This window comes from Streptococcus sanguinis (assembly GCF_008329445.1).
Classification (GTDB): domain Bacteria; phylum Bacillota; class Bacilli; order Lactobacillales; family Streptococcaceae; genus Streptococcus; species Streptococcus sanguinis_O.
Genome location: NZ_VIBR01000002.1, coordinates 229,623 through 252,821, shown reverse-complemented (window position 1 = coordinate 252,821; position 23,199 = coordinate 229,623). Strand labels below are relative to the sequence as shown.

Genomic DNA, 23,199 nt, shown 5'->3' with positions numbered 1-23,199 from the left:
CCCCTTATCCCTCAATATCCGCAGCCATTCCTTGATCGGTCGCCTGAAATTCCTCTGCTACGCTTTGCAGGAGCTGACTGAAGCTTGTAATCTTACCGGCGACATCAGCTGACGCTGTTCTGGAATGATCAATTTCCTCACTGGCCCGACTGTTTCCTTCCAAACGACTGATAGCATCCTTGTCAGCCTGAGATGCTGCACCTATCTGACTGGAAGCGACTGAAAAGCTATTAGCATGGCTAGCTGCTAGCCCATTATCACTTTTAATATCTGACATTGCTTGCTCCTCTGTTTTTGCTTTTATTTTATGACATTTATATTATAAGTTCAAGTCTCCGCCTGCTTTTTAACCAAAAAGAAACAAGACTGATAAATAATTCCAATCTTGTTAATTGCTAAACCTACTTAAGCTAGTGCTTTTAAAGTCTCTGATTTCCTCTACCGAATAATCAGAAACTCATCCTCCAGATCGCCTTCCAAATCTTTGACAGCCAGATGATTCAAGCGAGAGCCGGCAACATTATCAGGAATCTGCTTTCTGTTACTCTGTTAGCTCGCCTTTCCATACTCCTGTTTTTTTCTCCATTTTCGTATAGCTAGACCAACTGTTAAATAAAGAATAGTCGGAATCATCCCCACTGAAAGCGAGAAGAGGAAAGCCTGATTTTTTTCTACCGAGACAAATCCTAGTAATAGTAAAGGATTTATAACCGCATCCTCCATAGTGTGCATAATAACTAGAGGCCAAACAGATTTGGTAATTCTAAAAATCTCTGTATACATGACCGTCCAGCATGCAACATTTATCATCCCGATAAGGAAGAATGTCAGCCTTCCAACCGGCAAGGTATTTGGGATTTCTCCCTCAGACCGAAACTTCATAATGTAAGGCAGATGCCAAATCCACCATATAAAGCCAACAATTAGATATAGTTTTAAGTCGGGTAATTTTAATTCGATTAATTGATTGGTAAGATATGCCCTTCAAACAGATTCTTCAAAAATATTTTTTATGAATTGAGTCCCTATCTGTGTGAGCAAGATTCCAAGATAGACCGTGAACTCAACCTTCACATCTGTCACTATGATGCCTTGTGTCATCAGTCCCAAAAGTATCACTATCATCGTAACAAGAGGGTAGACTAAAAAACTAATCAGATATAATTTTTTGTTATCTTTAAAATTAATTGAAAACCCTGCTTCTTTCCAGCCATCTCCGCCAAAGCTACGGAGAAAGATGGTACAGATTAACGGAGTTACCAGCCAAATCAGCATCCCTAAAGAGCCGCTTCCTATCTCTGTTCCGATATTATCGTAAAGAGCTTGGCCGGTTACTTTATCAACAACATAACCAACCCAGCCACATAGGGTGCTAAGAATGGCAAAGATAATGGCATTACGCTTAATTGTAGTTATGGACTGTTTCAGCGATATCAAGATTTTGTTTCATTTTACCGATACCTTCTAAGCAAGTCTGGCTTTTCTTCAGCATCAGGTTTCAATGTTTTTCTTTTTATATACCTAATAGAAACATTTCTTTTAAGTGATATCAAGGAGAATTTAGTTGAGATTTTGGGGTAAATGGTAATTTATTTCCAGAAAGGGGAGATATTTGTAATTCCTACTTAACAAAAAAGACCTACCTTCATCTAAGAAGGAGATCTTTGAAAAGTTAGTTGACTCAGTAAGCTTTATTCTGCTTGCTTGTCTTCTTCAGATGCGTCAGCACCCTTTTCACGAATAACTAAGACACCATCTTCTAAATCGGCTGTCAAGTGCTTAGCATCTAGATTATCCAAGTGGAAGTCAGTCACCTTGTCACGAATTTGCTGCTCAATGACACGACGGAGCGGACGAACACCCATTACTTGGTCATAACCAGCATCGCGCAGGAATTCCTTAGCTGCATCAGATACAGCCAGATCAATTTCTTTCTTGCTCAAGGTTTGATTTACTTCGATCAGCATGAGATTAACAATCTCCATCAAATCTTCTTTCTTGAGATGAGAGAACTCAATAACCGCGTTGAAACGATTGAGGAATTCTGGACGGAAGTAAGCTTTGAGTCGATCCATCAGATCAGGTTTTTCAGCATCCTCTTCCAAGCCTGCTTCATATCCAAATCCAGCATTGGAAGTCGCAATAATAACCGTATTCTTGAAGTTGACTGTATTCCCTTGACCATCTGTCAAACGACCGTCATCCAGAACTTGAAGGAGAAGGGTAATCACTTGTGGATCAGCCTTTTCAATCTCATCCAAGAGAATGATAGAGTAAGGATTGCGACGCACACGCTCGGTCAAGGTGTTGTTGTTATCATCATAGCCGACATAGCCTGCAGTCGTACCAATTAGCTTGGAAACAGCAGTCCGGTCGGAGTATTCTGACATATCCAGACGGATGATGGCTTCCTTGGTACCGAACATATCCAGAGCCAGTTGCTTAGCAAGCTCAGTCTTACCAACACCAGTTGGTCCAACAAAGAGGAAACTTCCGATTGGACGGTTGCCTTCATCAAATCCTGCACGGTTACGGCGTATAGCTCTAGCCACGGCTTCTACAGCCTTATCTTGGCCAATCACTTTAGCTTTGAGACGGTCACTCATGCCCTTGAGGCGCTCAATGTCGCTGGCACCCATCTGAGATACTGGTACACCCGTCATCCGTTCAACAGACTCTGCTACGTCGTTGACCGTAGCTGTCACCTTCATATCCTCAGTGTGATTTTGAATTTTCTTTTCTAGCTCTTCAATGCGAGTCTTAGCATTCAGAGCTGCTTCATAATCTTCTTTCTCAACAGCCGCTTCCTGTTTGTCTTTCTGTTCAGCAATCTCATTTTCAACCGCATGAACATCAGTCACTGGATGCTGGGCTGCCAAGTGGGCAGCAGTCACGTCGACCAGGTCAATCGCCTTGTCTGGCAGGCTCCGTTGTGGAATATACTGGACAGAGTAGTCCACAGCCGCTTTCAGCACTTCATCTGGCAGGATGACATTGTGGTGCTTTTCATACAGGTCACGAATACCTTGAAGGATCTGATAGGTATCTTCGGCAGACGGTGCATTAACCTTGACTTCATTGAAACGACGAGCTAAAGCTGCATTTTTAAGGATAGTATTGCGGTACTCATCCTGAGTAGTAGCTCCGATGACGGTTAACTCACCACGAGAAAGCGCTGGTTTGAGAATATCCGCCATGCCCTTAGAGCCACTATCTCCACCGATAGATCCTGCTCCTAGGATTTGATGGATTTCATCAAAGAAGAGGATAATGTTGCCGGCTTCCTTGACTTCATTGACCAAGTTTTGGATATTTTCTTCAAAGCTACCACGATATTGGGTTCCAGCTTCCAGACCGGAAATATCAACAGAAATAATTTCCTTATTCTTGATAGCCGCTGGCACATCACCGTTGACGATAGCCTGAGCCAATCCTTCTACGACAGCTGTCTTACCAACTCCGGCGTCTCCGACCAATACAGGATTGTTCTTGGTTCGGCGAGAAAGGATTTCAGCTGTTTCTTGGATTTCCTTATTGCGCCCAATGACTGGATCTAACTTGCCATCACGCGCTTCCTGAGTCAGATTGCGACCTAGCTTAGCCAGGATACCATCTTGCTTAGGTCCTTGAGCAGTAGCTTGTCCAGTCTGCTCACCTGTTCCTTGACCAGGGAGCTTGCCAGTGGCCCGATACTGAGCAAACTCTTCCGGTGTGACCTCTCTACCATTAATCAAGTAGCGACGGTGTTCGCTGTTGTAGCCACCCATGCGTCCCATAAGTTGGTTAAAAAGGTCATCCATATTGTTAAAATTGTTGTAGTTGTTGTTCATAGCATTACCTCGCTTTTTTCATATTTTGCTTTACATAATTTTTGATTTTACCAAAGTTTCAGATAAGAAATCTCTTCCTTATCCACTATAAATTTTGATTTGGGAGATCTTCTCCAAACTATTATTTTACATAACTTATTCTCTTTTCAAAAATCAAGACTGATTCAGTCTCTATTTTTATGAGTGAATTTGATCTCTTTCAGAAGAAGATAATTTTACATAATTTTTAATCCTCCCAAAATAATCGCCTTCCGGCTGTATTCATTCCTTCTAATTAAATTTACGTAAACTTTTTTGTTTACAGTTGTAATTTTATCATGACAGAATCTATTTGTCAATAGATTTTACATAATTTTTTAAAAATAAATTTACAATTGTAATCGAAAATGTCGTTTAGGTCCTTTTCATTCCTATAAAGACGCCTTTTTATAATAAAAATCTGGACATAATCCAGATTTTTAAATCATATACTCTACACTATAGCTGGCATCCGATAGAATGCGGGACAGAAACTGTTTGGTCCGCTCTTCCTTCGGGCTAGAGAAGAACTCCTGAGGAGGATTTTCTTCGACGATGTGACCTCCGTCCATAAAGATGACATGGTTGGCCACATCACGGGCAAAGCTCATCTCGTGGGTCACAACGACCATGGTCACTCCCTCCTGAGCCAGCTGTTTCATGACACTGAGAACTTCTCCGACCAATTCCGGATCTAGAGCCGAAGTTGGTTCATCCAGCAGGATGACATCTGGCTTGACAGCAATGGCACGCGCAATCCCAATCCGCTGCTGCTGGCCGCCTGATAGCTGAGAAGGATAGTAGTCTTTGTAGGCCAAGAGGCCCACGCGATTCAAGGACTCTTCCGCAATCTTAAGCGCTTCTTCCCTCGGTATCTTACGAGCTATCACTAAGCCTTCTAAGATATTTTCAAGGGCTGTTTTATTGGCAAAGAGATTATAATGCTGGAAGACAAAGGCCGTCTTTCTACGAATTTCCAAAATCTCCTTTTTGCTGAGCTTAGCCAAATCATAGTCCTTACCAGACAAAGTCAACTGGCCGCCATCCGCTTTTTCTAAGTGATTCAGACAGCGCAGAAATGTTGTTTTCCCAGAGCCTGACGGTCCCAGAATAACTACAACGTCACCTTGATTGACCTTGAGACTGACATCTGCCAGCACCTGGTGCTCTCCAAATCGTTTGGAGATATGTTTTACTTCTAACATAATCTTTCCTTCCTAAGCAAGAGCGTAGCGCTTTTCCAAGCCCCTAAACATCCACTGAATCAAGCCACAAATAATGAGATAAATAACAAAAATCACCAGATAAGACTCTGAATACTGGTAAGAATGGGAGGCTTCTATCTTAGCCAGGGCTGTGATATCCTTGACCGTCATGACAAATACCAGCGAGGTTCCCTTGACTAGATTGATAACCAGATTGGCCAGATTGGGCAGGGCAGAGCGCAGAGCCTGAGGAAAAACAATTCTCCGATAGGCTTGAAAATTCGTTAAACCAATAGCCTGCGCCGCTTCCAACTGTCCTTTATCCACCGTCAAAATGGCAGAGCGCAGAATTTCCGATAAACTGCCTGTCGTCATCAGGCTATAAATGATGAAAGCATAGTAAAGCGGATTGAACTTAAAGACGTCTACCTGACTGCCCAGACTTTTGAATATTTGATTCAGTAAGCTAGGAAAAAGACTGTAGAAAAAGAGAATGAGCAAAATGGGCGGCGTCGCCCGAATAAAGGCCAGATAAACCACCGAAAAGGTCCGCACACCTCGAACTTTATAAATCTGCCCCAGAGCTAGAAGCAGAGCTGGAATAAAGCTGAGCAGAATAGCAACCACCATAATAATCAGGGTTACTGGTATGCCTTTCAACGTTACCAGAAAGGTATTTACAATATAATTCAAATCCATGCTTTACCTCTCCTTGACTGTCAGACTTTTTTCCAGAAGCTGGGAAACCAGCGAAACCACTAGAGCAATCCCCCAGTAAATCAAGGCCAACGCTGTATAGGTTTCTAGGGAATAATTGCCCAGATTACGGCTGATAAGATTTTGCCCCGCTCCCATGACATCAACTGCCCCAATCGTATAGGCCAGCGCAGCATCCCGCATGAGATTAAGAAGGGCAGTAGTCAGATTGGGCAGGGCGATGCGAAAAGCCTGTGGCAGGATGATGCGCAGAAAAGTCTGCACCGGTGTCAAGCCAATACTGAGACCTGCCTCGGTCTGTCCCTTGGGAACAGCAAGATAAGCTGCCTTGAAGACTTCCGCAATCATGGCCGCAAAGAGCAGAATCATGGTGATGATGACAAACACAGTCCGCGACCAATTATTGATATCCAGCCCCAGCCACCATTCTAAAAACTCTGGAATGCCATAAAAAACCAAGAAAAGCAAGACGATAGGTGGTGTACATCTAAGGATAAATATATATCCTCTAGCCAGACCAGCGAAAGACTGCTCCTCGGCAATCTGAGCCCAAGCCAACAGACCCCCCAGCAAGGAGCCAATCAAAGCTGTCACAAACATAATCCATAAAGTGGTCGGCAGAGCCTGCAGCAGACTAGGCAGCAGGCCAAAGACACGGGATAAGTCATACGAGACCATAATTTTCTTCTCCTTCGACAGTGATTAGATGGAATAATCTTCTCTTGAACGGGCACTTTCAGCTTGGAGCAGCCATGCTCTCTCTTTGAAAATCCCTTCAAACAGCATCAAGGTCAGCTTAGAAGCCACCAGTTCTGTATTCAGCTAGCTTCTCAGTCAATCTTTTGATTTTCCATAATCAGCAGACAGCAGCAACTAGTCCTTGTCCACATAAGAGAAGACATCTTCTCCGAAATACTTTTCAGATAGTTTAGCCAGGGTTCCGTCTTTTTCCAGTTCCTTAATTGCCTTCTCATATGCCTTGGCAAAGTCTTCATTTTTTTCGTTTTTATGAAGCAGGGGATAGGTCGGAATCCCCTTGTAAGGGAACCAAGTCAGTTGATCCGCATACTGATGGTAAGAACCTTCTTTATCTTTCACTGCTTTTTCAAAAGACAGCTTGATGTCAAAGAAAGCATCGTAGCGCCCTTCCAGAACCCAAGCATAAGCATCAGCCACCTTGAAGGACTCTGCTGCAGTCAAATCAATAGGAGCACCGCTATGCTTTTGGTTATACTCTTCGATAACAGCCCATTGAGCATTCTGCGGAGAGATTGGTACCAGCTTGCCCTTTTCCTTGGCAAAATCATCAATTGTCTTGTATTTTTCAGCGTCTTCCTTGAGGATAGTGAAACCTATAATGCTAGCGCCGATTGGGCTTTTTGGAATGATGAATTTCTTCGCCCGCTCTTCGGTGTACCATGCTCCCTTGGTTCCGATGTCATATTTCCCAGATTCCAGACCGACTAAAAGATCCTCATCACTAGTACCAGTATATTCAAACTGATAGTCTGGCAGCTTTTCATCAATGGCCTTGAGAACAGCAACCTCATAGCCATCTGACTCGCCTTTTTCGTCCACAAAGTCATAAGGAACATAGTTCTGTGTATGTGCCACTTTCAAAGTCGTGACCTTACCGCTGCCTGATGCAGAGCTGCTTGTCTTGCTAGATGAAGCACCTGTCAAGGTCCGCCCCAAATAAGTCGCAGCTACAATAGCAATCACTGCTGCTCCACCAATAATCCATTTTTTCTTGCTCATTCTTTCTCCTCCTTCTTATGTTAAGCTTGCTGCTTGGCGAACCCACTGAATCCGCTCTGTCTTAATATCGCTTGGAATAGTACAGTCAGCCCCGATAATCAAAGCTTCCTTGCCAGCCTCTGCTATCAGCCGCTTGGTCTCATCTTGAATAGCCGCTTGGCTGCCCGTGTAAAGCAGGCCGTCCTTGCCATTTTCAAAGCCACCGAGGACAGTCCGGCCGCCAAACAATTTCCGGCCCTCCGCTAGGCTGATACCTTCTGGCCCCACTGCCCAATTGATGACCTGAGCTGGATAGTCAGTGAAAAGATGAACATCGTTTCGCGCGCCTTCGTAACCGCAAATGTGCAGGATATTCACTCCGCCAGCCGCGTTGGCTGCTTCCAGCACCGCCAATTCACTAGGAGCAATAAAAGTCTTATAATCTTCTGCTGACACCCGTGCATCCTGAATGCTCTGAACGCTGAGGTAGATTCCATCCGCTCCAGCTTCCTTGATAATCCGCTCCGTCAAAGCCGCAATATCTTTAGCAATCACATCCAGCACCCGCTTCGTGAGCACCGCATTCTCCGCCAAGAAATCTGCAATGATATCATCTCCACCAGCAACCTTGCCGACCAACCATTTGAAGTAGGTCACTGGCGCAAAAATATTGTAAATAGCGACCAAGTCCTCTGTAAAGCCAGCCCTAATCTTCTGAACCAGTTCCACCTGCTCACTAATCCAAGGGTGGTCAGCACCTAGCGGCTCAATATCTGCTAAGTCTTTGATAGATTGGACTTTTTTCAAGCGTTCATTAGGATAGGCAAAATAACCATCACTCATCAGCTTGATAAAGTCTGGGTCGACTTCTGCCAGAAAAGCTTGATGGCCAGCCAGATTTTTCTCAATAATGGCCTGATTTCCAAAACCTACCAGCCACTCATCCTCGCTGGTAAAATGATGCCAGAAACCAACTGGCACTCGGTCAACGGGCTCTCCTCTGAAAGCTTTCAGTACTAATTCTCTTTTTGAAGTCATCTTCTCTCCTTTTTCTATTGTTCCTATCTCGCCAATGAGTTGTTTTTATCTTTCTCATTATGTTGGTCTAAAATTTTAGTAAAAATTCTAATCTGACAAGAGCAGAGCAGCAATATCATTAGGCTGCATCAAGCCAGTTGACTGCTCTGGCAGTTTCTTGAGCACCTGCAAATCATCTTCTTTTTTGTCTGAAGGCTGATGAGCATAAATCTGAGTGACACTCAGAAATGCTCCTACTATCAAGAATATCAGAGCAAGGGCTGCAAGCCTTTTTTGATATCGATTCATCTATCTTCCTCCTTGAAAGAGTTGAAAATCACTCTTTAGGACTTTGGCAAGTCCGTCAGAACTGACTAGCTGCCTGACGGATCCAGTCCAGTCTTTCTATTTCGAAATCATCTGGTACAGTGCAGTCAGCCCCTAGAATCACTCCCTGACTGCCAGTTTCAGCCAGCAGCCGCTTGGTCTCAGCCTCTAACTCTGCACGACTGCCCGTATTTAGAAGAGCTGCTCTGCCATTTTCGAAGCCGCCCAGGACAGCCTGACCGCCAAAGAGCCTGCGCCCTTCCGCTAAGCTGACCCCCTCATGATGAGTTGCCCAGTTAAACACTTGAGCCGGATAGTCCTTGAACAGTTCCAAATCATTGCTGGCTCCTTCAAAGCCGCAGATGTGGAGAATATTCTGACCGCCAGCCGCATTTGCCGCTTCCAGAACCTTAACTGTACTAGGCTCAATATAACGACGATAACTGGCCTCATCTACCCGACCGTCTTGGACTTGCTGGGTACTGAGATAAATCCCCTCAATGCCCGCTTCCTCAATGATGCGTCTAGTCAAAATAGCAATATCGCCAGCAATAACATCTAAAACATGTCCTGCCAGCTCAGGATCCTCTGCCAGAAAATCTGCTATTTCTCTATCTCCTCGCGACCCTTCTCGGCGGAACCAGCGCTTGAGATAGGAGACCGGCGCAAAGATATTGTAGAAGGAAGCGAGGTCCTCTGGATAGCTTGCTTTTACAGCCTTCACCATCTCAATCTGCTGCTCAATCCAATGATGATGCTCTCCGATAGACTGGATATCTGCCAAGTCCCGAATGGACTCAATATGACCCGAATAGAGCGCACTAGGATACTTAAAGAAGCCATCGCTCATAATCTTAACAAAGTCTGGCCGTGCAGCCCGAACATAAGCAGCATGCCCCTCAACACTTTTATTGAAAATCACCGGATTGTCTAGGCCCAGCATCTTTTCCTCTTGGCTTACAAAGTGAAACCAAAAACCAACAGGCACTCGGTCAACTTCTTCACCCCGAAAAGCTCTCAGCACTAATTCTTTCTTGCTGACCATTACTTCCTCCTTCTTTGAATTTGTAATATATCTTACCACCCTCTCTTTCTCCTGGGAAATATATTTTCCCTATCAGCCTGATTAAAAATATTTATCAAAGCAAAATAAAAAAGCTAGACTAAGCTAGCTTTTTCAAGGCTTTTCAGACTCTGCTGAACAACCTTATTTTTTGTACCCTTTCTAGATAAGTACCATATATATTTTCTATGGATGAGATAGGTAATTTTTATCAAAAAACTGCTATTCCGATCTTACTTACCCTTAGCTGCAAAATACTCCCGCACGAGCGGTGCAACCTTGGTGCCAAAGAGTTCGATAGACTGGAGAACCTGCTCATGCGGAAGCGATCCCAACGGCAGATGCAGCATGAAGCGGTCTAGTCCCAGCTCCTCTATCATCTTGATCAATTTCTGAGCGACCTTTTCAGGGCTACCGACAAACATGGCCCCCTCTGGTCCTACCTGATCTAGGTATTGCTCATAGGTCATCTCCCGCCAGTGAGGGCGGTCCTTAGAGATAGCGTCCACTACCTGCTTGGTCGGATGGAAGTAAGTCCGGACCGCCTCCTCATTATCCTCCATGACCCAGCCCCAAGAGTGGGCAGCGATCTTCAACTTTTCATCTGAGTGGCCACTTTCCTGCCCAATCCGGCGATACGCATCCAGCAGGGGCTTGAAGCGCTTAGGCTGTCCACCGATAATGGCATACGCAATAGGTAGGCCCTTCTGGGCGACCTTAATGGTGGACTCGACATTGCCCCCCGTCGCTACCCAAACTGGCAATGTTTCTTGCACCGCCCGTGGGTAGACTTCCCGATTGTCAATAGTCTGCGTCAGCTTGCCCTTCCAATTTAGCCGAGTCTCGGCACTAGCATAGAGGAGCAGGTCCAGCTTTTCATCAAAAAGCTCTTCATAATCCTTCAAGTCATAGCCAAAAAGCGGAAAGGACTCGATAAAAGAGCCACGGCCAGCCATGACCTCTGCTCTGCCATTTGACAATGCATCAATCGTCGCATACTGCTGGTAGACTCGAATAGGATCCAAGCTCGACAGGACGCTAACAGCACTGGTCAGGCGAATCTTCTCCGTCTTGACCGCACCAGCCGCCAGCACAATCTCCGGCGCAGAGACCGCAAAGTCCTCCCTGTGATGCTCTCCAATGCCATACACGTCCAGCCCCACCTTGTCTGCCAGTTCAATCTCTGCTACCAGCTGCCGAATCCGCTCATCATGTGTATAGGTCTGCCCTGTCCCCTCCAGCGGCGTTGTCTCTCCAAAAGTAGAAATACCTAATTCCACCATGCTTTTGTCCTCCTGATATTTAAGATAAAAATATTTTATCACTAATTAGTGATAAATACAGAAATGATGCTCAATCCATTGTCTATCTGCATAGAATAACATGGTTTTATCATGATAGAAAGAGACTTCCAAAGAGCACTATCACCAAATACCATACCAAAAGCCCCAGAAAAATCTGAGGCTTAGTATTATTATCAAGATTCGTTAGAAAGCTTATTCTACAGTGACAGACTTAGCCAGATTACGAGGCTTATCTACATCCAGACCACGGTGCAAGGTTGCAAAGTAAGCAATGAGCTGTGTCGGTACCACCATAGAGATTGGTGACAGGTATGGATGAACTTGGCTCAGGACAATATCGTCTCCATCCTTAGCCACATTTTCCTCAGCAATAGTCAAAACTTTGGCTCCACGAGCTACGACTTCTGAAATATTGCCCCGAGTATGGCTAGCCAAGACTTCATCAGAAAGCAGGGCCAAAACTGGTGTCCCGTCTTCAATCAGAGAGATTGTACCGTGTTTGAGCTCACCAGCAGCAAAACCTTCACACTGGATATAAGAAATTTCTTTGAGTTTTAAGCTAGCTTCCATCGCCACATAGTAGTCTTGACCACGGCCGATATAGAAAGCATTGCGAGTTGTTTCCAGAAGGCCACGGACCTTATTGTCAATCAACTCCTTTTCTGACAAAGTGGACTCAATAGACTGCGCAACTATGGACAGCTCGTGAACCAAGTCAAAGGCTGCCGCTTTTTCAGAAGCATTGGCATCACCAACAGCTTTAGCCAAGAAAGCCAAAGCAGCGATTTGAGCTGTATAGGCCTTAGTAGAAGCAACAGCAATCTCAGGACCTGCATGCAGCAGCATGGTATGATTGGCTTCCCGAGAAAGCGTAGAACCCGGAACATTGGTCACGGTCAAACTTGGAATGCCCATCTGATTCGCCTTGACTAAGACCTGACGGCTGTCAGCTGTTTCACCAGATTGGCTGATAAAGATAAAGAGAGGCTTCTTGCTGAGGAGCGGCATAGCATAGCCCCACTCAGAAGCAATGCCCAGCTCAACAGGTGTATCCGTCAACTCTTCCAGCATACGCTTAGAAGCATAGCCAGCATGGTAAGAAGTTCCAGCTGCAAGGATATAGAGACGGTCAGCTTCCTGAACAGCTTTGACAATATCTGCATCTACTGATACTTGCCCCTTATCATCTGTATAAGCGCTGATTAGCTTACGCATCACAGTTGGCTGCTCATCGATTTCCTTGAGCATATAGTATGGATAAGTTCCCTTACCAATATCGGATAAGTCAAGCTCAGCTGTATAGCTTTCACGCTCCAGAGTATTCCCATCATAATCCTTTACTTCCACACTGTCTTTACGGACAATAACCAGCTCTTGATCATGAATTTCCATAAACTGATTCGTCTCACGAATCATGGCCATGGCATCTGAACAGACCATATTATAGCCATCACCCAGTCCAACTAGAAGAGGTGATTTATTTTTAGCAACATAGATAACATCTGCATCTTGTGAGTCCACCAAAGCAAAGGCATAAGAACCACGGATGATGTGGAGAGCTTTTTTAAAGGCTTCTAAAACAGACAAGCCTTCTTCTTCAGCGAATTTGCCAATCAGATGCACAGCAATCTCTGTATCTGTCTGCCCCTTGAAGTCATGACCAGCTAGATAAGTATTCTTAATATCAAGGTAGTTCTCAATCACACCGTTGTGAACCAAGACAAAACGGCCGGTCTGTGAAGTATGAGGATGGGCATTGTTTTCACTTGGTTTTCCATGAGTAGCCCAACGAGTATGTCCGATACCAGCAGTCCCAGCAACATCAATGCCAATTTTAGCATGCAGGTCAGCGATACGACCGACCGACTTGATCAGACTAGAAGTTTTTCCTGTTGTTACAAAAATTCCAGCCGAGTCATAACCTCGGTATTCCAGCTTTTCCAAGCCCTGCATCAAGATATCAGTTGCGTTGCGATTTCCGACAACTCCGACAATTCCACACATAACGTTACTTCTGATTTCTGGTCTTAGAAACCAGCCCTTCTTATTGAAAATTGGTATAGTCTTCTTGGAATCTAAAAACTCCAACAAAACCAGTATACACACTGTTTTTTGGTTTGTCAAGCATGAAATTGGTATAGTTTTCTTTAAGAAAAGTATGCTTAGCTTCTCTTACCGCAAAACAGCCCCTTGAAGCATTTAGAAAAATGGACAGATATAGCAAAAATGACTTTCTATATGACTAAAAATTTGGGGAAATAGAAGCTTAATAAACCACAGACCTGTCTTTGATGATTTTCACAAAGCAAGGTACAGAAAAAGAGACTCAATTGAGCCTCTTTCTTCTACTATTGAATTATTTAGCGATTTTCGCGAAGTATTCAAGAGTGCGTACAAGTTGTGCAGTGTATGACATTTCGTTGTCGTACCATGATACAACTTTAACCAATTGTTTGCCGTCAACATCAAGAACTTTAGTTTGAGTCGCGTCGAACAATGAACCGTAAGCCATACCTACGATATCTGAAGATACGATTGGATCTTCTGTGTAACCGTATGATTCGTTAGCTGCTGCTTTCATAGCTGCGTTTACTTCATCAACTGTTACATTCTTTTCAAGAACAGCAACCAATTCAGTAACTGATCCAGTTGGAGTTGGAACGCGTTGTGCAGATCCATCCAATTTACCGTTCAATTCTGGGATAACCAAGCCGATAGCTTTAGCAGCACCAGTTGAGTTAGGAACGATGTTTGCAGCACCAGCGCGAGCACGACGAAGGTCACCACCACGGTGTGGTCCGTCAAGGATCATTTGGTCACCAGTGTAAGCGTGGATAGTAGTCATCAAACCTTCAACAACACCGAAGTTGTCTTGAAGTGCTTTAGCCATTGGAGCCAAGCAGTTTGTAGTACATGAAGCACCTGAGATAACTGTTTCAGTACCATCAAGAATGTCGTGGTTAGTGTTAAATACAATTGTTTTAACATCGTTTCCACCAGGAGCAGTGATAACAACTTTCTTAGCACCACCTTTAAGGTGTTTTTCAGCAGCATCTTTCTTAGCAAAGAAACCAGTTGCTTCAAGAACGATTTCTACACCGTCAGTTGCCCAGTCAATTTGTTCTGGGTCACGTTCAGCAGAAACTTTAACGAATTTACCGTTAACTTCGAATCCACCTTCTTTAACTTCAACAGTACCATCGAAACGACCTTGAGTTGTGTCGTATTTCAACAGGTGTGCAAGCATTACTGGATCTGTAAGGTCGTTGATGCGAGTAACTTCAACACCTTCTACGTTTTGGATACGACGGAAAGCAAGACGACCGATACGACCGAAACCGTTAATACCAACTTTAACTACCATTCGTGATTTCCTCCTTATGAAAATCAAAAAATTTTTATGTGAAAAGAGTAACTTGAGTTGCTACAAATCACCTTTCAACATTTCTATTATATACTTAATTGAGGTAAAATGCAACTGATTTCATTGTTATTAACAAGTATTATGAATTCTTTCACTAACTTTCATTTCTGCTTTCATTGATTTGAAAAAGCGAAGCAGTAACTTTTGAAAATGCAGGAATACAACTTACAAAATCAATCATTTACTCTTTTTATTAAGGGACGGTTCTATATAAATAGAAAAAGCACCCGCAAATGCGAGTGCCAAGGTTTGCTCAAAGATTAAGCTTCACCTTTGTTTTTCTTAATGATTTCTTCTTGTACTGACTTAGGTACATCTTCGTAGTGGTCAAATACCATCATGAAGGTACCGCGTCCTTGTGATGCTGAACGAAGAACTGTCGCATAACCGAACATTTCAGCAAGTGGCACATAAGCACGAACGATTTGGCTGTTACCATGCGCTTCCATACCATCAACACGTCCACGACGAGCTGTTACGTGACCCATAACGTCACCAAGATTTTCTTCAGGAACAGTGATTGTTACCAACATCATTGGCTCAAGGATAGCTGGTTGTGCAGTCTTAGCAGCTTCTTTCAAAGCAAGTGATGCCGCAACCTTGAAGGCTGTTTCAGATGAGTCGACATCGTGGTATGAACCATCGTAAAGTTTAGCTTTCACGTCAACGATTGGGTAACCAGCAAGGACACCGTTCGCCATTGACTCAACCAAACCTTTTTCTACCGCTGGGATGAATTCACGTGGAACCACACCACCGACGATAGCATTTTCAAACTCGAAGCCTTTTCCTTCTTCGTTTGGTGTAAACTCGATCCAAACGTCACCGAATTGACCTTTACCACCAGATTGGCGTTTGAAGAATCCACGAGCTTGAGTAGAAGCGCGGAATGTTTCACGGTAAGATACTTGAGGAGCACCTACGTTTGCTTCAACCTTGAACTCACGACGCATACGGTCAACAAGGACATCCAAGTGAAGCTCACCCATACCAGAGATAACTGTTTCACCAGTTTCAACATTTGTTTCAACGCGGAAAGTTGGATCTTCTTCAGCCAGTTTTTGCAGAGCAACACCCATCTTGTCTTGGTCAGCCTTAGATTTAGGCTCAACCATCAATTGGATAACTGGTTCTGGAACATTGATAGACTCAAGGATGATTTTAGCTTTTTCATCTGTCAATGAGTCACCAGTAGTTGTATCTTTCAAACCTACGGCAGCAGCGATATCACCAGCGTATACTGTTTCAATTTCATTACGGCTGTTAGCGTGCATTTGCAGGATACGTCCGATACGCTCACGTTTACCTTTAGAAGTATTCAATACGTATGAACCGCTGTTCAGGACACCTGAGTAAACACGGAAGAAAGTCAAACGACCTACGAATGGGTCAGTCATGATCTTGAAGGCAAGAGCTGCAAATGGCTCTTCATCAGATGCAGGACGAGTTTCTTCCTCTTCTGTATCTGGGTTGATACCTTTGATTGCTGGGATGTCAAGTGGGCTTGGCAAGTAGTCGATAACTGCATCAAGCATCAACTGAACACCCTTGTTCTTGAAGGCAGAACCACACAATACTGGGAAGAATTCAACATTGATAGTCGCTTTACGGATAGCAGCTTTCAATTCTTCGTTAGTGATTTCTTCACCTTCAAGGTATTTCATCATCAATTCTTCATCAGTTTCAGCAACTGCTTCCACCAATTTTTCACGGTATTCTTGAGCTTGCTCAAGGTATTCAGCTGGGATATCTTCTTCCAAAATATCTGTACCAAGGTCATTAGTATAGATTTCAGCCTTCATCTTAATCAAGTCGATAATTCCGCGGAAGTCATCTTCTGAACCAATTGGCAATTGGATTGGATGAGCGTTTGCTTGAAGACGATCATGCAAAGTGCTTACTGAGTAAAGGAAGTCAGCACCAATCTTGTCCATCTTGTTAGCAAATACGATACGAGGAACTCCGTACTCAGTTGCTTGGCGCCAAACTGTTTCAGTTTGAGGTTCAACACCTGATTGTGAGTCAAGAACGGTTACCGCACCGTCCAAGACACGAAGAGAACGTTGTACTTCGATTGTGAAGTCCACGTGTCCCGGTGTGTCGATGATGTTTACGCGGTGGTTGTTCCATTGAGCAGTTGTCGCAGCAGATGTGATAGTGATACCACGTTCTTGCTCTTGCTCCATCCAGTCCATTTGTGACGCACCTTCGTGAGTTTCACCGATTTTGTGGATTTTACCAGTGTAGTAAAGAATACGCTCAGTTGTTGTTGTTTTACCAGCATCGACGTGGGCCATGATACCGATATTACGAGTTTTTTCAAGTGAAAATTCGCGAGCCATTTGGTTATTTCTCCTATTAATTTATTTTACAATTTATTATAACATGATTTAGCAAAAACGGATAGGCAGGACCTACCCGTTCTCAATGTTTATCTTGTTTTGTTGGTTTCAACTTGTAGATAAGTTGAATTGAACTCGGGCTAAAAACTCAGAAAATAGATAAGCTTTTCTAGAATCTTTGATTCTGCGTCAAGCTTCCTAATTTTCAGTCGCTTTTTTAACGCCCTTAGTATCTTATTCTTACCAACGGAAGTGTGCGAAGGCACGGTTGGCTTCAGCCATACGGTGAGTGTCTTCACGTTTCTTAACAGCTGCACCGGTGTTGTTAGAAGCATCCAAGATTTCTTTTGCAAGGCGGTCAACCATTGTGTGCTCACCACGTTGACGAGCAATAGTTACCAACCAGCGAAGTCCAAGTGTTGTACGACGTTCTGGACGAACTTCAACCGGAACTTGGTAGTTTGAACCACCGACACGGCGAGCACGAACTTCAAGTACAGGCATAATGTTTTCCATAGCTGTTTCAAATACTTCCAGCGCATCGTTTCCAGTTGCTTCTTTGATTTGGTCAAAAGCTCCGTAAACGATAGAAGCTGCTGTACCACGCTTACCATCAAGCATAACGCGGTTGATAAGACGAGTAACTAATTTTGAATTGTAAAGCGGATCTGGCAATACTTCGCGCTTAGGCGCTTGGTTTTTACGACTCATTTATCTTTCTCCCCTTTCCTTATGCTTTTGGTTTTTTAGTACCGTATTTAGAACGGCCTTGTTTACGATCAGTAACACCTGCTGTATCAAGTGCACCGCGGACGATATGGTAACGTACCCCTGGAAGGTCTTTTACACGTCCACCACGAAGAAGCACTACGCTGTGCTCTTGCAGGTTGTGTCCGATACCTGGGATGTAAGCTGTAACTTCAATCAGGTTGCTCAGACGTACACGGGCAAATTTACGAAGGGCAGAGTTTGGTTTCTTAGGTGTCATAGTTCCGACACGGGTTGCAACTCCACGTTTTTGTGGTGAAGATACGTTTGTTTGAACTTTTTTATGGCTGTTGTAACCAACGTTCAAAGCTGGTGATTTAGATTTTTCTACTTTTGATTTACGCGGTTTGCGAACCAATTGGTTAATTGTAGGCATCTACATTCTCCTGTATTTTTTTAATTTTGGTGATGGTACACTTGGTGACAGCTACCATCTGCGTGTACTTTTGCAACATTTGTCAGCACGTCTCTGTACACTTTTGAGAGACCAAAAGTAAAAAGTACCGTCTATCATTATAGCACGAGGATACTTCTCTGTCAATACATTTTTTCTATTTTAAGCCTATCTCTGCTTATTAGATTGCTGCTAACTTATTGCTGCGGCTGAGCCACTGCTTCTTCTGATACAGCTGCCTGGGCTGTTTCCGGATCAATCAAGACTGCTATCGCCTGAATACGACTTTGAAATCTAGCCTTCGTCGCTGCATCCTTAACCTTCTCTACTGCAGTCTTAGCTAGCTGCAAATCTTCCAAAGTTTGCATGGTTTCAAGCTGTTTAACCGCTTCTTCTGCGCCCTGAACTGCTTGCTCCTCTTCCTGAATTTCTTTTTCCTGTGCTTCTTTTTGAGCAGAAGACAGTTGTAAGGAAGAGCTGCTTGATGCGATGCTGGCAGCCGAACTAACTGAATTTCTGGTGGAATTAGACTGACCCTGCACAAAAACCATGCCGGTAATCAGAATCCCAAATAAAATCGACAATACTCCTAAACGAATCCACAGCGGACTGTGGTCAAACTTTTCTAAAACTGTTTTCATCTATGATCTCCGCCCTTTTCCCTAATCAAAAATATTTCCAATTTCCACATCAATGGTATTCGCCTTGACATCAATATTGGTTACTTTCAAGAGCGATTTATAGTCCAGATAATCGCGATTGGCCTGCGCATTGTCCGCAAAGACAGCTACACCTGCCAACTCAGAGTCAAACTCAGATAAGAGGCTAATCATCCCTGTAATGGTCCCCCCGCCTTTGAGGAAGTCATCCACAATCAAGACGCGGCTGCCGGCCTTGAGACTGCGCTTGGACAAGAACATCTTTTCAATACGATCTCCGCTGGAGCCCGATACATAGTTGACACTAACCGTTGATCCTTCTGTAATCTTTAAATCCCGACGAACGATGACAAAAGGTACATTGAGAACATTGGCTACTGCATTGGCCAAAGGTACACCCTTAGTCGCAACTGTCATGACCGCATCAATCTGTTGATCTTTAAAGCTTTTGGCAATGATCCGTCCGATATTATTCAGAATGGATGGAGTACTGAGCAGATCAGATAGATAAATATAGCCCCCAGGAAGAATCCGATTACTTTCAGACAGCTGATCACAAAGACCTTGTACAATAGTCTTAGCTTCTGTATCTGAGATGGACGGGCTAAAAATCACTCCTCCACCGGCACCAGTAATCGTTTCGATAGTTCCAATTTCAATCTCTTCAAAGGCACGCTTAATAATGACAATATCTTCTGAAATAGAAGATTTGGCAGATTCGTATTTTTCTGCAAATGTATTTAAGCTCGTTAATTCATAAGGATGGTTAATCAAATAATTAGAAATAACCACCATACGCTCACTTCTTCTTAATTTCATTTTTTCACCAATTAAAGTTATTTTATTCATTATACCATAACAGAAACAAAAAAACGAACATTCTTTTCCAAGTAATGTCCATTTTTCGTATTTTACTGTTCAAGTTTTGGTTTGTAGAAAGAACGGCCTTCAAGAGCGAATATTTTGTTGCTCATTTCACCTGGATCAACAAGTCCTAAGGCAGCCGTCATCATCATCATCTCCGCATCCAGATTATCAATCATGTGAAGGATTTCTGCTTCCATAATCTTAGGCCGTACAGGACTGCCGTATTCCAAGAGACCGTGGTGGCTGAGAAGGACATGGCGCAGGACAATAACCTCTTCCTTACTATCGTCAATTTTCAGCTCCATCAGGGTCTTGGTCAGTTCCTCATCAATCAAAGCGATATGACCAATCAGATTGCCTCGCACAGTGTACTCTGTATTTTCCGGACCGCTGAGCTCAATAACCTTAGCCAAATCATGAAGCATGATCCCAGCAAAGAGCAAGCTTTTATTAAGCTGAGGATAAATGTCTCCGATTGCATCTGCCAGCTTGACCATAGTAGCGGTATGAAAGGCTAGTCCCGACTCAAAAGCATGGTGATTGGTCTTGGCAGCTGGATAAGAATAAAACTCCTTATCGTACTTGCTATAAAGAGAGCGGACCACGCGCTGCCAGACCGAATTCTCAATCTTAAAAATCATCTGAGATAAATAATCTCGGATTTCTTTCTGGTCTACTGGCGGTTTTTCCTTGAAATCCGCTGGATCATTGGGCTCTCCAGCCTTAGGAAGACGCAGGGTCAGTTGATTGACCTGGGGTGTGTTATTGTAGACTTCCCGTCGGCCTTGCATGTGCACAACCTTGCCAGCAGTGAATTCTTCAACATTATGTGGCTGAGCATCCCAAAGTTTACCCTCGATTACTCCTGTATCGTCTTGGAAAGTGAAGGCCAGATAATTTTTCCCAGCTCTTGTCTGACGGACTTCTGCTGACTTGATCAGATAGAAACCTTCAAACAGTTCATCTTTTTTCATTTGATTAATCTTCATTGTTTTCCCTTTCTTCTGAAAAATCAAGTAAGTTCAAATCGAGGTCTTGGTCAGACAGCTCAATATGGCGTAAGGTTCTTTCGATAGCTCCTGTCCGCCGGGTTAAGAGTTCATCAATGTTACCCGAAGCATGCTGTAAATGTTTCTGAGCCTTGGTCAGAATACCACCGAACTTGTTAAACTCGGATTTGACAGAGCCCAGAACCTTGCTGATATCGTCCGCACTTTTTTGGATATTGAGCGTTTTAAAACCGACAGACAGTGAATTGAGCAAGGCAGACAGGGTAGATGGCCCCGCTACCACAATCTGCTCCTCCCGCCGCAAACTGTCAAAAAAGGCTGGGTTGCGGACAACTTCCGAATAGAGACCTTCCGTTGGCAGAAACATGATACCAAAGTTGGTTGTAGCCGGCGGTGCCAGATATTTACTCTTAATATCCTTGGCAAAGCGTTTAACACTTGCTAAGAGAGACTTGCGATAGAGCTCAATCTCTTCCTTGCTGCCAGACTCATAAGCATCTTCCAAACGGTAGTAATCAGCCAGAGGAAACTTAGAATCAATGGGCAGATAGACATATTCATGCTCCGTCTGTCCCGGCAGTTTAATAGCATATTCGACACGCTCGCTGGAGCCGGCCACCGTCACAAACTCTCGCTCATACTGACTGGCCGTCATGATGTCCTCGATAATCTGGCCTAGCTGCAACTCCCCTAGAATCCCCCGAGTCTTGGTGTTGGAAAGGACCTTGTTCAGTGTGCCGACATCTCGGGCAACACTCTGCATTTCTCCCAGACCGCGATTAACAGACTCCAATTGCTTAGAGACCGTTTCAAAAGAAGTCTGAAGACGAGTCTGAAGTGTCTTTTCCAGTTTTTCTTCAACGGTCTGCCGCATCTGCTCTAGACGAGTTTCATTGGACTCTTGGATCTGCCGCATACGCTCGTCAGTTTTATCCCGATTCTTGGTCAGGTTGTCACTGATTTCCAAGCGCAGCTCTGTCAAGTTGCGGTGCAAATCTGTCCTGACCTCGCTCAAACGATCTCCCAGAGCTAATTCCAGCTCTTTCTGAGCCGTTTGCTTTTTCTGGCTTTCTTGCTCCAAGCGATAGTCCAACTGATCCGATAGATGATCTGCCTGATTTTCCAAGACTTGCTTTAGCGTCTCGGTCTGCTGACTAAGCTTTTGCCATAAAAGAAAGGTCAGCACTAGGTTTCCCAAAAGAATGAGGATGATTATAAACTCCATATCAGCTCCTGTCTTTGCTGTAAATGACGACTGTATAGCCGCTATCAAAGTCCAAATAAATGGGCCTATCTATAAATTCGTTAGAAGCATACACTTTTTTGAAAAAAAAGTTATCTTTATTGAGCGGATATTTGGCGCCCTCAATCGTTAAGGTAGCATCATCCGATGGCAGAAAGGCCAGATAACGCATGCCAGGTACTGGTTTGATTTCATGGCGCCCCTTGGGAACATAGGTCAGCAGATTCTGTTCGTCTTCCAGAAAAACCTTCTCCATATAAGGTGCAATTTTTTCATTACTGGGCAGGAAGACATTGGCCAAGGCATGATCCAGACGGCCGCCAAAGGCTCCAAAAATAGTTAGACAAGCATTTGGATACCGCTCAAAACAAGCTAGAACAGCTAACTCCAAATCTGTATCATCTTTTTCAGGATGAGCCTGAACGACTTCCTTGGCACTATCTTTTATGCGCAGCAATTCTTCCTCGGTCACAGAATCAAAATCCCCGACAGCCAAGTCAGGACATACTCCCTGTTCAAGCAGAAAGAGGCTCCCACGGTCTACTCCGACCAAAAGATCAAAATCTAAGCTAAAATGCTCCAAGTTCCCGCCAGCAAACAGCGCGACCTTAGTCATACAGGGCATCCCGTAAGGTCTGAACTTGATGATTGACATCGCCTTTGAAGACATAGCTGCCAGCCACGAAGACATTGGCGCCAGCTTCTTTAGCAATCCCAATGGTCTTATCGTCAATACCGCCATCCACTTCAATATCAAAATTCAGCTGATTGACTTCACGCAAGACAACTAATTCACGAATTTTATCCATGGTTTCTGGCAGAAAGGCCTGGCCGCCAAAGCCTGGATTAACTGTCATCACAAGGACTTGATCAACCAAATTCAAAACATTTTTGACTGCTTCAACTGGTGTTCCCGGATTAATCACAACACTAGGTTTGACTCCCGCTGCTCGAATCTTCTGCAGTGCTCCGTGGATATGAGGTGTCGCTTCGGCATGGATGCTGATAATATCTGCACCGGCACGAGCGAATTCTTCGATATGGTGCTCAGGATTGGAAACCATCAGATGGCAGTCAAAGACTAGCTTACTGTGAGGACGCATACTGGCAACAACCCCAGCTCCAAAGCTGATATTTGGTACAAAATGACCGTCCATAATATCAATATGGGCATACTCAGCACCTGTCGCTTCTAACTTCTTCAATTCTGCTTCAAAATTAGCATAGTCCGCACTTAGAATTGAAGGGGCGATTTTGAATGATGTCATAGTTCT

23 protein-coding genes are annotated in these 23,199 nt (G+C 44.0%); all 23 read right to left on the bottom strand.

What is annotated here, in order from left to right:
* Positions 1 to 4: 4 nt before the first annotated feature.
* Complete coding sequence (locus tag FKX92_RS06255) at positions 5 to 277, bottom strand: TIGR04197 family type VII secretion effector (protein ID WP_149565827.1); 273 nt, start codon at positions 275 to 277, stop codon at positions 5 to 7.
* 272 nt (positions 278 to 549) lie between these two features.
* A complete protein-coding gene (locus FKX92_RS12160; RefSeq protein ID WP_125407672.1) occupies positions 550 to 924 on the bottom strand; it encodes a CPBP family glutamic-type intramembrane protease in 375 nt (124 codons plus the stop codon).
* Positions 925 to 984: 60 nt separating this feature from the next.
* Positions 985 to 1,437: a hypothetical protein gene (locus FKX92_RS12155; RefSeq protein WP_262405248.1), complete on the bottom strand. Its 453-nt coding sequence runs from the start codon at positions 1,435 to 1,437 to the stop codon at positions 985 to 987.
* Between the two features lie 254 nt (positions 1,438 to 1,691).
* Entirely contained in the window at positions 1,692 to 3,830 is a 2,139-nt protein-coding gene (locus FKX92_RS06240) for an ATP-dependent Clp protease ATP-binding subunit (protein WP_149565826.1), read from the bottom strand.
* A 458-nt stretch (positions 3,831 to 4,288) separates the two neighbouring features.
* Entirely contained in the window at positions 4,289 to 5,053 is a 765-nt protein-coding gene (locus FKX92_RS06235) for an amino acid ABC transporter ATP-binding protein (protein ID WP_060976176.1), read from the bottom strand.
* Positions 5,054 to 5,065: 12 nt separating this feature from the next.
* A complete protein-coding gene (locus FKX92_RS06230) occupies positions 5,066 to 5,752 on the bottom strand; it encodes an amino acid ABC transporter permease (protein WP_002908663.1) in 687 nt (228 codons plus the stop codon).
* A 3-nt stretch (positions 5,753 to 5,755) separates the two neighbouring features.
* A complete protein-coding gene (locus tag FKX92_RS06225) occupies positions 5,756 to 6,448 on the bottom strand; it encodes an amino acid ABC transporter permease (protein ID WP_002920294.1) in 693 nt (230 codons plus the stop codon).
* A gap of 195 nt (positions 6,449 to 6,643) precedes the next feature.
* Positions 6,644 to 7,528 carry a transporter substrate-binding domain-containing protein gene (locus FKX92_RS06220; RefSeq protein ID WP_149565825.1) on the bottom strand — a complete coding sequence of 295 codons (885 nt, stop codon included), beginning with the start codon at positions 7,526 to 7,528 and terminating at the stop codon, positions 6,644 to 6,646.
* Between the two features lie 15 nt (positions 7,529 to 7,543).
* Positions 7,544 to 8,545: a uroporphyrinogen decarboxylase family protein gene (locus FKX92_RS06215; protein ID WP_149565824.1), complete on the bottom strand. Its 1,002-nt coding sequence runs from the start codon at positions 8,543 to 8,545 to the stop codon at positions 7,544 to 7,546.
* An 87-nt stretch (positions 8,546 to 8,632) separates the two neighbouring features.
* Complete coding sequence (locus tag FKX92_RS06210; RefSeq protein ID WP_149565823.1) at positions 8,633 to 8,833, bottom strand: hypothetical protein; 201 nt, start codon at positions 8,831 to 8,833, stop codon at positions 8,633 to 8,635.
* 55 nt (positions 8,834 to 8,888) lie between these two features.
* Entirely contained in the window at positions 8,889 to 9,935 is a 1,047-nt protein-coding gene (locus FKX92_RS06205) for a uroporphyrinogen decarboxylase family protein (RefSeq protein WP_149565822.1), read from the bottom strand.
* 212 nt (positions 9,936 to 10,147) lie between these two features.
* Positions 10,148 to 11,197: an LLM class flavin-dependent oxidoreductase gene (locus FKX92_RS06200; RefSeq protein WP_062005071.1), complete on the bottom strand. Its 1,050-nt coding sequence runs from the start codon at positions 11,195 to 11,197 to the stop codon at positions 10,148 to 10,150.
* A gap of 213 nt (positions 11,198 to 11,410) precedes the next feature.
* A complete protein-coding gene (gene glmS, locus FKX92_RS06195) occupies positions 11,411 to 13,222 on the bottom strand; it encodes a glutamine--fructose-6-phosphate transaminase (isomerizing) (protein ID WP_149565821.1) in 1,812 nt (603 codons plus the stop codon).
* 352 nt (positions 13,223 to 13,574) lie between these two features.
* Positions 13,575 to 14,582 carry a type I glyceraldehyde-3-phosphate dehydrogenase gene (gene gap / locus FKX92_RS06190; RefSeq protein ID WP_002899102.1) on the bottom strand — a complete coding sequence of 336 codons (1,008 nt, stop codon included), beginning with the start codon at positions 14,580 to 14,582 and terminating at the stop codon, positions 13,575 to 13,577.
* 320 nt (positions 14,583 to 14,902) lie between these two features.
* Positions 14,903 to 16,984 carry an elongation factor G gene (gene fusA, locus FKX92_RS06185; RefSeq protein WP_004185285.1) on the bottom strand — a complete coding sequence of 694 codons (2,082 nt, stop codon included), beginning with the start codon at positions 16,982 to 16,984 and terminating at the stop codon, positions 14,903 to 14,905.
* Between the two features lie 240 nt (positions 16,985 to 17,224).
* The gene (rpsG, locus tag FKX92_RS06180) at positions 17,225 to 17,695 is read right to left on the bottom strand and encodes a 30S ribosomal protein S7 (RefSeq protein WP_002893865.1); all 471 of its coding nucleotides are present in this window, start codon (positions 17,693 to 17,695) and stop codon (positions 17,225 to 17,227) included.
* 19 nt (positions 17,696 to 17,714) lie between these two features.
* Positions 17,715 to 18,128 carry a 30S ribosomal protein S12 gene (gene rpsL, locus FKX92_RS06175; RefSeq protein ID WP_002893867.1) on the bottom strand — a complete coding sequence of 138 codons (414 nt, stop codon included), beginning with the start codon at positions 18,126 to 18,128 and terminating at the stop codon, positions 17,715 to 17,717.
* 215 nt (positions 18,129 to 18,343) lie between these two features.
* Entirely contained in the window at positions 18,344 to 18,787 is a 444-nt protein-coding gene (locus tag FKX92_RS06165) for a hypothetical protein (protein ID WP_149565820.1), read from the bottom strand.
* A 21-nt stretch (positions 18,788 to 18,808) separates the two neighbouring features.
* Positions 18,809 to 19,624 carry a pur operon repressor gene (gene purR / locus FKX92_RS06160; protein ID WP_032905583.1) on the bottom strand — a complete coding sequence of 272 codons (816 nt, stop codon included), beginning with the start codon at positions 19,622 to 19,624 and terminating at the stop codon, positions 18,809 to 18,811.
* Between the two features lie 92 nt (positions 19,625 to 19,716).
* Positions 19,717 to 20,661, bottom strand: coding sequence for a 3'-5' exoribonuclease YhaM family protein (locus tag FKX92_RS06155; RefSeq protein WP_002893873.1), 945 nt, complete (start codon positions 20,659 to 20,661; stop codon positions 19,717 to 19,719).
* Positions 20,651 to 21,907, bottom strand: a complete 1,257-nt coding sequence (gene rmuC / locus FKX92_RS06150) for a DNA recombination protein RmuC (protein WP_011837560.1) — start codon at positions 21,905 to 21,907, stop codon at positions 20,651 to 20,653. The genes FKX92_RS06155 and rmuC overlap by 11 nt, the downstream gene beginning before the upstream one ends.
* 1 nt (position 21,908) lies before the next feature.
* Positions 21,909 to 22,541: a thiamine diphosphokinase gene (locus tag FKX92_RS06145; RefSeq protein ID WP_187759399.1), complete on the bottom strand. Its 633-nt coding sequence runs from the start codon at positions 22,539 to 22,541 to the stop codon at positions 21,909 to 21,911.
* A complete protein-coding gene (gene rpe / locus FKX92_RS06140) occupies positions 22,534 to 23,193 on the bottom strand; it encodes a ribulose-phosphate 3-epimerase (protein WP_048773917.1) in 660 nt (219 codons plus the stop codon). Before rpe ends, FKX92_RS06145 begins: the two co-directional genes overlap by 8 nt.
* Positions 23,194 to 23,199 lie beyond the last annotated feature (6 nt).

Coding starts and splice junctions, on each gene's coding strand:
- FKX92_RS06255 (WP_149565827.1), bottom strand. CDS start 277: ATGTCAGATATTAAAAGTGATAATGGGCTAGCAGCTAGCCATGCTAAT.
- FKX92_RS06240 (WP_149565826.1), bottom strand. CDS start 3,830: ATGAACAACAACTACAACAATTTTAACAATATGGATGACCTTTTTAAC.
- FKX92_RS06235 (WP_060976176.1), bottom strand. CDS start 5,053: ATGTTAGAAGTAAAACATATCTCCAAACGATTTGGAGAGCACCAGGTG.
- FKX92_RS06230 (WP_002908663.1), bottom strand. CDS start 5,752: ATGGATTTGAATTATATTGTAAATACCTTTCTGGTAACGTTGAAAGGC.
- FKX92_RS06225 (WP_002920294.1), bottom strand. CDS start 6,448: ATGGTCTCGTATGACTTATCCCGTGTCTTTGGCCTGCTGCCTAGTCTG.
- FKX92_RS06220 (WP_149565825.1), bottom strand. CDS start 7,528: ATGAGCAAGAAAAAATGGATTATTGGTGGAGCAGCAGTGATTGCTATT.
- FKX92_RS06215 (WP_149565824.1), bottom strand. CDS start 8,545: ATGACTTCAAAAAGAGAATTAGTACTGAAAGCTTTCAGAGGAGAGCCC.
- FKX92_RS06210 (WP_149565823.1), bottom strand. CDS start 8,833: ATGAATCGATATCAAAAAAGGCTTGCAGCCCTTGCTCTGATATTCTTG.
- FKX92_RS06200 (WP_062005071.1), bottom strand. CDS start 11,197: ATGGTGGAATTAGGTATTTCTACTTTTGGAGAGACAACGCCGCTGGAG.
- glmS (WP_149565821.1), bottom strand. CDS start 13,222: ATGTGTGGAATTGTCGGAGTTGTCGGAAATCGCAACGCAACTGATATC.
- gap (WP_002899102.1), bottom strand. CDS start 14,582: ATGGTAGTTAAAGTTGGTATTAACGGTTTCGGTCGTATCGGTCGTCTT.
- fusA (WP_004185285.1), bottom strand. CDS start 16,984: ATGGCTCGCGAATTTTCACTTGAAAAAACTCGTAATATCGGTATCATG.
- rpsG (WP_002893865.1), bottom strand. CDS start 17,695: ATGAGTCGTAAAAACCAAGCGCCTAAGCGCGAAGTATTGCCAGATCCG.
- rpsL (WP_002893867.1), bottom strand. CDS start 18,128: ATGCCTACAATTAACCAATTGGTTCGCAAACCGCGTAAATCAAAAGTA.
- FKX92_RS06165 (WP_149565820.1), bottom strand. CDS start 18,787: ATGAAAACAGTTTTAGAAAAGTTTGACCACAGTCCGCTGTGGATTCGT.
- purR (WP_032905583.1), bottom strand. CDS start 19,624: ATGAAATTAAGAAGAAGTGAGCGTATGGTGGTTATTTCTAATTATTTG.
- FKX92_RS06155 (WP_002893873.1), bottom strand. CDS start 20,661: ATGAAGATTAATCAAATGAAAAAAGATGAACTGTTTGAAGGTTTCTAT.
- rmuC (WP_011837560.1), bottom strand. CDS start 21,907: ATGGAGTTTATAATCATCCTCATTCTTTTGGGAAACCTAGTGCTGACC.
- FKX92_RS06145 (WP_187759399.1), bottom strand. CDS start 22,541: ATGACTAAGGTCGCGCTGTTTGCTGGCGGGAACTTGGAGCATTTTAGC.
- rpe (WP_048773917.1), bottom strand. CDS start 23,193: ATGACATCATTCAAAATCGCCCCTTCAATTCTAAGTGCGGACTATGCT.